Below are 11,772 nucleotides of genomic sequence, written 5' to 3'. Positions count from 1 at the left end.
CGATATCGCCATCGAATTCTGTTCAGGCATGCAGATCCTAATAAGGGTTTTCCAGGTTCATTTCTCCTTAAAGTTTCGCGCTGATTTTGAAATGGGAATAATCCGATAGCCTTTCATTCCCCCCGTCCCAACGCCCGCAATGCTTCCCCCAGCGTCGTTTCGACGGTGGCGGCGTCTCCCAGGGCGGATGCGGCTTCGGACGCGGCGGTCCAGGCCTCGGCGCGGCCATAACCCAGGTTGACCAGGGCGGAGGTCGCATCGTCCACCACACCGCCCGCCAGTCCGGCGCTGGTCGCGGCCGGCACATCGGGCAGCGCCACTCCGGCCGGGCTCGCCACCGGCAGGGCGCCCAAGCGCGCGGCCTTATCCTTCAGCTCCGCCACGATGCGCCCGGCCAGCTTCGGCCCCACCCCCGCCGCGCGGGTCAGCATGGCCTTGTCCTGCGCGGCCAAGACACGGCCCATCTGCTCCGCCGGCACCACGGACAGGATCGCCAGCGCGACCTTGGCCCCGACCCCCTGCACGGTGGACAGCAGGCGGAAGCAGTCCCGCTCCAGGGCATCAATGAAGCCATACAGGTGGATGTGGTCCTCGCGCACCTGGGTTTCGACCACCAGGGCGACCTCGCCGCCGGGCGCGGGCAGGCGCGCCAGCGTCCGCCCGGAGCAGAACACCAGATAGCCGACGCCGTGCACGTCCAGGACCAGCCCGTCCTCCCCGGCCTCCAGCACGATGCCGCGCAGGGCCGCGATCATCGGGTGGTTCCCGCAAGGAGCGCCCGCTGGCTGGCCCGCAGGTGCGCATGACAGATGGCGACGGCGAGCGCATCGGCCGCGTCCGCCCGCGCCGGGTCGGCTCCGGGTAGCAGTGTGCGCACCATCAGTTCGACCTGGGCCTTCTCGGCATGGCCGCGCCCGACCACGGCCTTCTTGATGGCGTTCGGGGTGTATTCCGCCACCGGCAGGCCGCAGCGCGCCGGAGCGAGCATCACGACGCCGCGCGCCTGCCCCAGCTTCAGGGTGCTGACCGGGTTGCGGTTGACGAAGGTTTCCTCCACCGCCGCCTCGGCCGGGGCGAACTGGTCGATGACCGCCATCACGCCGTCGTGGAGCTGCGCCAGCCGCGCGGCCAGCGAGTCCCGCTCGTCGCTGGTCACGACGCCGTCGGCGATGTGGGACAGGCGGTTGCCCGCCGCCTCCACGATGCCCCAGCCCGTGACCCGCAGGCCCGGATCCAGCCCCAGGATGCGCATGCTCCGTCCCTCACGGCCGAGCGGTCGGGACCCCTCGGGGATCGTCGTCCTGCCTACGCGCTCAGCTTCTGCATGATCTCGTCGGCCATCTCATAGTTCGCCGCGACCCGCTGAACGTCGTCGTTGTCGTCCAGCACGTCCAGGAACTTCAGCAGCGTCTGGGCGGCGGACTCATCGACGGGAATGGTGTTCATCGGGCGCCAGTCCAGACGGGCCGTCTCCGGCTCGCCCTTGGCGGCCGTCAGGGCCTCGCGCACGGCGTTCAGGTCGTCCGGCTGGCAATAGATGTCGTGCCCGCCGCCCTCTTCGCTCATGTCGCTGACGACGTCATCGGCGCCCGCTTCGATGGCCGCTTCCAGCATGGCGTCGGGATCGCCGGCCTCGGCCGGGTAGCGGACATAGCCGACCCGTTCGAAGTTGAACGCGACCGAGTTGGTCTCGCCCATGGTCCCGCCGTGCTTGTTGAAGGCGGCGCGGACCTCGGCGGCGGTGCGGTTGCGGTTGTCCGACAGGCACTCGACGATGACCGCCACGTTGCCGGGACCATAGCCTTCATAGCGCAACTCCTCCAGCGTGTCGGCATCGGCGGACGAGGTGGCCTTGGCCATCGCCCGCTCGATGTTGTCCTTGGGCATGGAGGCTTGCTTGGCGGCGGAAATGGCGGCGCGCAGGCGCGGGTTGGCGTCCGGATCCGGCGAGCCCGTCTTGCAGGAGACCGTGATCTCGCGTGCCAGCTTGGTGAACAGCTTGGCGCGCTTCGCGTCCTGACCGCCCTTGCGGTACATGATGTTCTTGAACTGGGAATGACCGGCCATGGTCGTTCTGGGCCCCTGTTGATCGTGCATGACGTGGAATGGTCCCCGACTTACACCAGTTGCCCGCGCGTTACCAGACTCACACCTCCCGACACAGGTGAATGGGGTCCCCAGGCGGACGCGCGGGCGGTGGGGTGCCATCGTGTCCGGGGATGCGATCGCCGAATGAGGGTGCGGGCCCCTTGGCGGTTAAGACATGGCCCTGGAATCCGGAAGCATTCGCATAAAATAATTTTGAATTAAGGCCGTCCGGATGAATCCAAGCGTGGCGCTGGCCATCCTTTCCCAAGCCTTCAGAGTGATGCTATCGTTAAAAGACCGGGTGGACACACGGAATGCGGTGGGCCACACTCCGGAATCCTGGCCCCTATCGCGCCCGGACCGGCCACGCGGAGAGCCCCTATGCCCCGGATTTTTTCGTCCCTCCGCATCGCCATCGTTCTGCCGGTGCTGATCGTCCTGGTCGCTCTTCTGGCCGCCGGTGTGACAGGTACGCTGGCCTACGATTATGCGGAGCACGCTCTGACGGAGCAGGCGCAAGACAAGCTGACCGTGCTTCGCATCGGCCGTGCCACCGCCCTGGCAGACTACCTGGAGGACGTTGACGGCGATTTGTACATCGTGTCCCACAGCGACATGGCGGCGCGGGCGCTGAAGGACTTCGGCCTGGGGTACGACGCGGCCCGGCGCAACGCGCCCGGCAACGATGTGACCGCGGCCCTGCAAAGGATTTACATCACCGACAATCCTCACCCGGACGGGGAGAAGCAGCGTCTGGACGCGGGACCGGACGGTCTGTGGTACGACGAGCAACACGCGGTGTATCACCCCTGGTTCCGCGCGCTGCAGGAGCAGCGGGGCTATTACGACATCTTCCTGATCTCGCCCGACGGGGACGTGATCTACACCGTGTTCAAGGAATTGGACTTCGCCACCAACCTGAAGACCGGGGCCTGGGCCGACTCCGGACTGGGTACGGTGTTCCGGGACATCGCCAACAATCCGGATCCGAACACCGTGGCGTTCGTTGACTTCGAGCCGTACGGCCCCTCGGCGGGGGCGCCGGCCAGTTTCATCGCGCGCGCGGTGTTCGACGAGCGGGGGCGCTATGCCGGCGTGCTGGCCTATCAGATGCCGATTGGCCGCCTCGACCACATCATGCAGGTGTCCGCGGGCATGGGAGAGACCGGCGAGGCGTACCTGGTCGGGTCGGATCTGTTGATGCGCAGTGATTCCCGCTTCAGCGACACGACCACGATCCTGAAAATCCTGGTGGAAACCGATGCCGCGCGGGCCGCCATGGCCGGGGACGAGGGCGTGATGCAGATCCGCGACTATCGGGATGTGCCGGTGATCTCGGCCTACGGGCATGTGGATTTTCATGGCGTGCGCTGGGGCGTTCTCGCGGAGGCGGATGTCGCGGAGGTGCTCGGTCCGGTCGAAGATATGAGACACTTCATGGGTATCGCCGCGGTGGCGGTCGTGGTCGTGGTCGGCATCCTCGGGGTGGTCTTCGCGCGCACCATTACGCGGCCGCTGGCGTCCATGACCGCCGCCATGGACCGGCTTGCGCACGGCGACCTGTCGGGGGCGATCCCGGCCCGGGAGCGTACGGACGAACTGGGCGACATGGCGGACGCGATGGAGGTCTTCCAGTCCCACTTCCAGGCCATGGAGACGATGAAGGCGGACCAGGAGCGCGAACGCGCGGCGGCGGCGGCGGCCCGACGCGCCGACCTGATGGCGATGGCGGATCGGTTCGAACAGGACGTCTCCGGGGTCGTGACCGCCGTAACGGCGTCGGCGCGGGAGATGGAGCAGGCCGCCAACGCCCTGACCGGCAGCGCCGACCACACCACCGATCAGGCCGCGACCGTGGCGAGCGCGGCGGAGCATACGTCGGCGAACGTGAACTCCGTGGCGTCGGCGACCGAGCAGCTTGCCGCCTCGATTTCCGAAATCGCGCGTCAGGTCACGCAGGCCAAGACGACGGCGGACGACGCCATGGCGCAGGCCGAGCGTACCACCGGACAGGTGCGCGCGCTCGACGAAGCCGCCGGTCACATCGGGCAGGTGATCGGTCTGATCACCGACATCGCTAGCCAGACCAACCTGCTCGCCCTGAATGCGTCCATCGAGGCGGCTCGCGCCGGCGAGGCCGGCCGGGGCTTCGCCATCGTCGCCAACGAGGTCAAGGTTCTGGCCAGTCAGACCGCGCGCGCCACGGAAGAAATCGGGCGCCACATCGGCGCGGTGCAGGCGAACACCGAAAAGACCGTCGCCGCCATCAGCCAGTTCGCCGAGACGGTGGGCCGTATCGGCGAGGTGTCTGCCGCCGTGGCGGCGGCCGTGGAGCAGCAGACGGCCGCCGTCAGCGAAGTCAGCCGCAACACGGCGGAGGCCGCCAATGGCACGCAGGCGGTCAGCGCGTCCATCGGCGCCGTCACCGGGTCTGCGGAGGACGCCGGCCGTGCCGCGCGCGCGGTGCATACGGCGGCCAGCGATCTTAACCAGCGTGCCGCCGATCTGTCCGCGACGGTGGCCCGGTTCCTGTCCGGTGTCCGCGCGGGCTGAGCGTCCGTCCAGGGGGAGGCGATGAGGTGCCCTCTCGAAGGCGGGCTCCTGACGCTGGCGCACCACGGTTTCATCACGGGACTCTGAGGCGCCCCATGGATCCCCTCGAATGGCCCGAGAACGACGCGGCGACGGCGGAGCGAGACCGGTTCGATGCGTGCGTGATGGTGCTGTTGGGCGAGGCCGCCCCTGATGGCGGCTATGTGGTCTTCGTCCCGTTTCCGGGGCCGGCGCCCTCGGATCCGGACTGGGAGCGTGTCCCGGCGGACGGCGGGCTCGATGTCGTGCCAATGGCGCGGCGTGGGGTCGCGTGGGTGTGCCCGCTGCGTCAGGCTGCCGCGGCCTTGCGCCCGGTCTTCGTCGCGCGGACTGAGCAGCTTTCGATCCTGAGTTTTCGCTCACGGCCAACGGCCGCCGCGATCGATGCCGCCCTCCGATCCGAGGACGGCCGCCCGGCGGACCGGCTGCTGTTCTTCGACGATGGAGAGTTGATGGAGGTTCGGTCCGGCTGCCCCGAGGGCTGAGACCGATCACGTCCAGAGGCGGCGGAGGCAGGAGACAGGGGAACGAACTCGCCCGCTCCCCCGCCGATCCTTAAATAAAGGAAGGGTCCCGGCGGACGCCTCCGCCCGCCGGGACTTCCGTAGGCGCTTTATCGCCACATCGCGCGGACGCGGTCGTACTCCGCCTTGGTGTCCTCGCTGGCGGGCTTGCCGAACAGCGAGACCAGGATCGCGACCAGGCCGCAAACGATGAAGCCGGGCAGGATTTCATAGACGTCGAACAGGCCGCCGGTCTGCGCCTTCCAGACCACCACCGTCACGGCGCCGGCGATCATGCCGAACAGGGCGCCGTTGCGGCTGAGGCCCCGCCACAGCAGGCTAAGAAGCACGATGGGACCGAAGGCGGCGCCGAAGCCGGCCCAGGCGTAGGACACCAGCGACAGCACGGAGCTTTCGCGGTCGGTGGCCAGCAGCGTGGCGATGACGGCAATGATGAGCACCGACAGGCGACCCACCCAGACCAGTTCCTTGTCCGAGGCCTCCTTGCGCAGGATCTGCTTGTAGAAGTCCTCGGTGATCGCCGAGGAGGACACCAGCAACTGGCTGTCGATGGTCGACATCACGGCGGCCAGGATCGCGGCCAGCAGGATTCCCGACACCAGCGGGTGGAACAGAACCTGCGTCAGCAGAATGAAGACCTTCTCGGGATCCTCGATCTGCTCCGGTCCGAAGTAGGCGATGCCGATGAAACCGGTGAAGATCGCACCAAACAGGCCGGCCACCATCCAGCCCATGCCGATCAGGCGCGCGGTGGGAATGTCGCGCAGGCTGCGGATGGCCATGAACCGGGCCAGGATGTGCGGCTGCCCGAAGTAACCCAGGCCCCAGGCCGCCAGCGAGATGATCCCCAGCAGCGTCATATCGTGGAAGGCATCCAGGAAATTCGCGTCCTTCTCGGCCACGGCCGCAGTCACGTCGTCCCAGGATCCGACCGCCATCAGGGTGACGATGGGCACGATGATGAGCGCCAGGAACATCAAAATGCCTTGGATGAAGTCGGTCCACGACACCGCCAGGAACCCGCCCAGGAAGGTGTAGCAGATGATGACCCCGGCCCCGATCCACAGCGCCGTGGCATAGGGCAGGCCGAAGGTCGCCTCGAACAGCTTGGCGCCGGCGACCAGACCGGAGGAGGTGTAAAAGGTGAAGAACAGCAGAATGACAACCGCTGACAGCACGCGCAGCAAGCGGGTGTCATCGGCGAACCGGTTTTCCAGGAAGTCCGGCAGCGTCAGCGCGTTGTTGGCCTGCTCGGTGTACACGCGCAGGCGCGGCGCCACGAGCTGCCAGTTCAGATAGGCGCCGATCGCCAGCCCGATGGCGATCCAGATCTGGTTCATACCGGCGGCGAACAGGGCGCCGGGTAGCCCCAGCAGCAGCCAGCCGGACATGTCCGAAGCGCCCGCTGATAGCGCGGTGACGCCGGGGCCGAGCGAGCGGCCGCCGAGGATGTAGTCGGACAGGTTATCGGTGACCCGGTAGGCAATGACGCCAATCGCGATCATGCCGAGCAGATAAATAATAAATGTAATTGTTGTCGCATCCATGGCATTAGCCCTCCTTGTGCTTGCCGCTCACCGCATGGATGAGCCACGACAAAAAGGAGAGCAGCACCACGAGGGGCATGGGGATCAACAACCAGTACCAGGTTTCCGGTGTGAGGGTCGCGTCCATTGGGCACTCTTTCACGTTTAGGGGGGATGCGCATTCTGCCGGGAGGCTCAGACAGCGTCCTATTTCTGCCTAATCAAGAGGCTATCGCCGACCTGTGCACAGACCATAAGCACGATGTGTACCAAGGCGGGCGGCAGACGGTCTACCCATACTTCCGCGCCGAAACCGGTCGATCCACCCTTTTTTTACGCAAAATTATACGCCTTCCGCGTGGGCGCGCCCTGCGCACGATCTGGGATATTTGGGCGGACGGTGTCACGCCCCTCCGCCGACCGTGGTGACGCCCGGCACGTACACCTGGCGTTCGACCCTTTGCAGCACTTCCGCAGCCAGGGCGGTGAGCACCAGATACACCACCGCCACCAGTAGGAAGACGTCGAAGAACTCGAACGTGCGGTAGCCGACGCGGACGGGCTGGCGCGGTGGATCGACGATCGCCAGGGCCGCAAAAATCTCTACTTCACCGCGAACCCGACCCACGGCCGGTCGATCAAGAAGCCGAGCAAGGATGACATCGCCGCGTCCGCCTTCCTGTGGGTGGATCTGGACCCGGCTCACGCCGTCGAGGCGCAACCGGATGGCCTCCGCCGCGAGCGTGAACGGCTGGAACGGCAGGCGCGGCGGATCACCACCGACAGCCCGGCACCGCCCGCCTTCGTCATCGATTCAGGCAACGGCTTCAACATCCTGTGGCGTCGCGCCGATAGCCACAAAGTGGACGGCAAGGACGGTGCCGCGACCCTTCGCGCCGAAGAGCTTGGGCAGCTTCTGGAACTGCGGCTCGGCGCCGACAAGGTAGGGAACGTGGACCGCATCTTGCGCCTGCCCGGCACAATCATGCCCGAGCGTCCGATGGGTGCAGTCTTTCGCGGACGAACGGTGCGGGCGGCTGAGTGTGGTCTATCAGGCCGCGAACGTCCTGTTTCTGGGGTCGCACCTGATCGCGTTCTACACCCTCGACGGCGAGACCTATCACGAGATGCTGTTGACGGCCCATCGCAAGGCGGGCCAGCGGCCGCTAGAGCAAATCCCGAGCGATCTGGAACAGATCGCGACGACTATTTGCTTCAATATCAAAAAGTTAGAGCATTTTGCGTGATCCCGATGTCACGCAAAATGCTCTAAATCATGCCGCTACGGACGCCTGTCCGGTGTGCCAAACCGGTGCCGATTTGTGCCAAATCCGCCGTCGCGCGACACCCAGGACGGCGTCCGAAACTTCCTATAGCCTTGCTGAAAAGCAACAAGGGGCTAGCCCGTCTAGGCTAACCCCTTGATTTCATTGGTGGAGCCGAGGGGAATCGAACCCCTGACCTCAGCAGTGCGATTGCTGCGCTCTCCCAACTGAGCTACGGCCCCTTAGCGAGCCCGCCGATGTGTCGGGCGCCGCGAAGAGACGGGAACATGCTGTGACGTCCGCCCAAAGTCAAGCCTCGAATGTCACCGCGACCGTGGTGCCGCGCGTGCTCGCTCAAAACGGCGTCATAAGCCGGTCCAGGTAGTTCTTTTCCGGCTCCGGGCGATCGGGTTCGTTCGCCCGCCGACGCAGTTCCCGCAGGATCTCGTGGGCGCGGCGCGTGTCCGGCTCCGAGGGCACATCGACGGAGTCATCCGTGCCGGAGCCGGCCGGCCGGTTGAACGGATCGCGGCCCGGTCCCGGCCGGAACCCTGGGCCCATCGGCCCGGGGCGCCCCGGGCCGCCCGGCATGAACCCGAACAGGCCACCGGGCCCACCCGGCCCCATCATCTGGCCCATGGCCTGTCCCTGCCCCTGGGTGAGGGCGTCGAGGGCGCGCCCCTGGGCCCGCGCCGCAGCGCCGGTATCGCCCTGGCCGAGCGCCTCTTCGGCCTCCCGCATTGCGATGTCGGCCTGCCCCAGCGCCTCGGGCACCTGACCGGTCATCTCGCCCAGGTCGCCCATCATCTGTTCGAGGGCCTCGCGCAGGGCGCGCTGCCGTTCCTCCAACGCGCGCGCGGCCTCGGAGGGCGGTGTTGGCGGCGTCGGCGTCCGATCCGCGCCGAACTGCCGCTCCAGCCACTCCTGGGCCGATTCCCCAGGGCGGGGGCCGTCTGGGATCGGCAGGACGTCCGGCGGGGTGCGGTCGGCCGCGCCGGGACCGGTGCGGAACGTCTCGTCCAGGAGGGCCTGCTGCCGTTGGACGAGGTCCTGCAGCCGCCGCATGATCTCCGTGGCCTCCGCGATGGCCTGCATTTCAGCGGCGGTCGGCGGTCGGGCCGATTCAAGCTGGCGCAGCATGGACTCCAACTGGTCGAGCATGGCGCGGGCCGCCTCGTCCGCGCCCAGGTCGTTCAGTTCGGAGAGGCGGTCCATCAGGCGGTCGATGTCTTGCGGGCTGAACGGTTCCATACCATCCGGCATCGGCAAGGCCATCGGCGGCAGGGTGGCCAGCGGCATGCTCTCGGCCAGTTCGCGCATCAGCCGGTCGAGGGCCTCGCGCAGGTCGGCCAGCCGTTCCTGGATCTCCGCCCGGGGGGCGTCCCTCTCCAACGAGTCGCGCAGGGCCTCTCGCGCCTGCTCGACATCGTGGCGGGCGAGCGTCAGGGTGCCATCCTCCAGCGCCAGGGCGATGGACCAGAGTAGGTCGAGGTCCGCCGCCTGCGCCATCCCCTCCGGGTCGAGCGCAAGGCGGGCCGCGGCGGCCGAGAGACCCAGGTCAATCGCCAGCCGGTCTTCATAGGCGGTCCGGTCGGCGGCCAGCGCCGCCAGCCCGTTGGCCACGGCGCGGGCCCGGTCGGGCCGGGTGACGAGAACCCGACGCAGGTCGGCGACCGCCTGTGCCACAGGATGGTCGAACCGCCGATCCGGCAGAATCAGGCTGATCGTCTCGCTCTCGCCGGTCTGGCCGGCGGCGTCCGTCGCCTTCAGTTGGATCGTGACCGGGGTGCCGGCCCAGGGGTGAGCGCTGAGGTCGCGGGTTTCGGTGCGCGCGCCATCCACCGCGTCGGCATCGGCGGAGCGGTCCGTCATGGCACGCGGCGTCGCCACGGGCGGGGTCAGCGCCACGTCGATGGGATCGCCCAGCGCCTGCCCGCCGGTCGGCCGGATCGCCGCCACAAGGTCCGTCACCCCGTGATCGTCCGTCGCTCGGTACTCCAGGCGGAGGTGGCCGCGCGAATCGCTTTCGGGCAGCGCCCGCCACGCCACGCGGGGCGGGCGGTCCGGCGCTACGGCCATGGGGCGGTCGATCAGCGTGGTTCCGTCCTGGGTCAGGCGAAGCTGGGTACCGCTTGTGACCGCCTGCTCCCGGCGCTGCCCGCCCTCGCCGGTGGGGTCCAGGGGGGCGGGCGCGTGGTCGGAACCGAAGCTAAGGGTGGCCGGCCCGGAGCCGCCGCGCACCAGGGCGAGGACCGTACTGCCCGCCGGCACGGTCAGGGGGGTGGCGCTGACGGGTGCGCGGGCATCGGATCCCGACGCTCCGGCGGCGACGGCCTCAGAGGATGGGTCCGACGTGGTCTCGATATAGACCGGCGCCCGGCCGGTGTAGGTCGGCGGCGTGATCCAGAGCTGGGCCACGGCGGACGGGATTGAGGGGCCCAGGCGCGGGCTCAGGGCGGCGGCCAGGCGCGCCAGGGGATCGGGGGCGGCCGCCATCAGGGCGGCAAACAGCAGGACCAGGGGCACGATCCGCAACGCGCGCGGGTCCGGGCCGGCGAGGCGGGGGTCGGGCAAGCGCGGACGCAGGGCGCGGGCGCGCGCGGTCATGGTAGCCTGATGACGCCGCCACAGGGCGCGCGACAGGCTGTCGTCCGCGCCCAGACCGAGCCGATCCCCGGCCGCCGTCAGCGGGCGATGGGCCTGACCGGGGCCGCCTTCCAGCCGCCGTACGGCCTCGGCCCGGGTGGGCCGCCGCCAGCGTCGCCCCCCGCGCACGGCGGCGCCCACGATAAGGCTGGCGCCGAGGATGAGGACGCCGAGGTGCAGCCATCCGGGAAGGTGGGGCAGGAGGCCGGAGAGCATGAGTGCCAAGGCGCACCCGGTCAGCGCGAGGGCTGGCCACGCCACCCGCGCCAGCCGCTCCAGCGCCAGCGCCACCCAAGAGAGAGCGATCCAGGGCGGAGCAGCAATCCCGCGTGGGGCGTCCGCCGATGACACTCGAGCAGCACCCGTTGCGCGTCCGGTCCGGCGAGGGGCGCGCGGTTCGGCTGAGGGGGCCTGCTCCGGAATCGCGCGACTCGAACGACCATCCGGCGCGGCCCCACGCGAGGGGAGTTCGTTGGTCATCCGGGTCATATGGCGCCGGTCCGAACCCGAGTCCATGGGCGTCCCCGCGACATTTTTCAGGGGTGGCGGCGCGGAGCCGGGGGGGCGTCAAGCCCCCGTGGGGCGTGGCGGGGCGATCGGATCCGCGATGGCAAATCGGTCACGCCGCCGCCCTCCCGTGCTCCCCGATCGCGGCCGACATTTCGTCATATGGTGCCACACTTGGGTTGCGGTTCAAGATGTAGTGCCCCTGTCATGGTGCTGAAGCATGTTCCTGTTTCGGCCCCATTGCCTGACGCCGACGCCCCGGGTACTCTTTGCGCACTACCGCAGGAAGCGAAGAGGAAGGGAAACAGCGTGCAACGCCACGGCTGAAGCGTGACAGTTGTGCGTTTGATGTCCGGGGAGGGAATAATGGCGCCCAACGCTAAGAATTTCTTTGGCGTTTTGCAGAGTGGCCTAATCGATATTATGGCCTGATTTTGCGAGCGGCGTCACTGCCGCGCGCTGAGATGGGTTGTATGCTTGGCCTGCATGGGTTCGGCCTTTTTCCTTGATCGCGCGTCCGGCAGCCGGGCATCTTGCGACCTTCGCTCTGGTTCACGAAGGATCGGCGTCTGACATCGGCCCTGAGCGGCCGGGTCAGCGGTGTGTGTGGACGTCGATAGGGCG

Annotated in this window: 9 protein-coding genes, 1 other RNA gene and 1 pseudogene; 3 read left to right on the top strand and 8 right to left on the bottom strand. The window is 68.0% G+C overall.

The features are described 5' to 3' along the window. Positions 1–113: 113 nt before the first annotated feature. From ruvA to GGD82_RS13790, 3 genes are read right to left on the bottom strand one after another with little or no spacing between them, the layout of a single operon-like run. Positions 114–755 (bottom strand): Holliday junction branch migration protein RuvA, encoded by a 642-nt coding sequence (gene ruvA / locus GGD82_RS13800; protein WP_150062817.1) that lies wholly within the window; start codon positions 753–755, stop codon positions 114–116. Next, complete coding sequence (ruvC, locus tag GGD82_RS13795) at positions 752–1,252, bottom strand: crossover junction endodeoxyribonuclease RuvC (protein ID WP_150062816.1); 501 nt, start codon at positions 1,250–1,252, stop codon at positions 752–754. The genes ruvA and ruvC overlap by 4 nt, the downstream gene beginning before the upstream one ends. Before the next feature lie 53 nt (positions 1,253–1,305). After that, positions 1,306–2,067, bottom strand: a complete 762-nt coding sequence (locus GGD82_RS13790; protein ID WP_150062815.1) for a YebC/PmpR family DNA-binding transcriptional regulator — start codon at positions 2,065–2,067, stop codon at positions 1,306–1,308. A 402-nt stretch (positions 2,068–2,469) separates the two neighbouring features. On the opposite strand from GGD82_RS13790, the gene GGD82_RS13785 reads away from it, so the two are divergent. Together GGD82_RS13785 and GGD82_RS13780 are read left to right on the top strand one after the other, a co-directional pair. Then, positions 2,470–4,641: a methyl-accepting chemotaxis protein gene (locus GGD82_RS13785; RefSeq protein WP_150062814.1), complete on the top strand. Its 2,172-nt coding sequence runs from the start codon at positions 2,470–2,472 to the stop codon at positions 4,639–4,641. Positions 4,642–4,736: 95 nt separating this feature from the next. After that, positions 4,737–5,165, top strand: coding sequence for a hypothetical protein (locus GGD82_RS13780; RefSeq protein WP_150062813.1), 429 nt, complete (start codon positions 4,737–4,739; stop codon positions 5,163–5,165). 128 nt (positions 5,166–5,293) lie between these two features. Here GGD82_RS13780 and putP read toward each other — a convergent pair whose 3' ends face one another. The 3 genes from putP to GGD82_RS13770 form a co-directional block, all read right to left on the bottom strand. Continuing rightward, positions 5,294–6,751 carry a sodium/proline symporter PutP gene (putP, locus tag GGD82_RS13775; RefSeq protein WP_150062812.1) on the bottom strand — a complete coding sequence of 486 codons (1,458 nt, stop codon included), beginning with the start codon at positions 6,749–6,751 and terminating at the stop codon, positions 5,294–5,296. 4 nt (positions 6,752–6,755) lie between these two features. Continuing rightward, on the bottom strand, positions 6,756–6,878 hold the full coding sequence (locus tag GGD82_RS21145; protein ID WP_260178429.1) for a hypothetical protein: 123 nt from the start codon (positions 6,876–6,878) through the stop codon (positions 6,756–6,758). A 255-nt stretch (positions 6,879–7,133) separates the two neighbouring features. Further along, positions 7,134–7,451: a hypothetical protein gene (locus GGD82_RS13770; RefSeq protein WP_150062811.1), complete on the bottom strand. Its 318-nt coding sequence runs from the start codon at positions 7,449–7,451 to the stop codon at positions 7,134–7,136. Positions 7,452–7,722: 271 nt separating this feature from the next. Here GGD82_RS13770 and GGD82_RS13765 point away from each other — a divergent pair. Continuing rightward, positions 7,723–7,977 (top strand): annotated as a pseudogene (locus tag GGD82_RS13765) (Mom family adenine methylcarbamoylation protein); the annotation flags it as partial. Positions 7,978–8,161: 184 nt separating this feature from the next. On the opposite strand, the gene ssrA reads toward GGD82_RS13765, so the two are convergent. Together ssrA and GGD82_RS13755 are read right to left on the bottom strand one after the other, a co-directional pair. Continuing rightward, positions 8,162–8,237: a transfer-messenger RNA gene (gene ssrA / locus GGD82_RS13760) on the bottom strand. 112 nt (positions 8,238–8,349) lie between these two features. Further along, complete coding sequence (locus GGD82_RS13755; RefSeq protein ID WP_184013285.1) at positions 8,350–10,932, bottom strand: TIGR02302 family protein; 2,583 nt, start codon at positions 10,930–10,932, stop codon at positions 8,350–8,352. Positions 10,933–11,772: the final 840 nt, after the last annotated feature.

The organism is Roseospira marina, assembly GCF_014197855.1.
GTDB classification, from domain to species: Bacteria; Pseudomonadota; Alphaproteobacteria; order Rhodospirillales; family Rhodospirillaceae; genus Rhodospira; species Rhodospira marina.
This window is presented reverse-complemented; position numbering and strand designations above follow the sequence as displayed.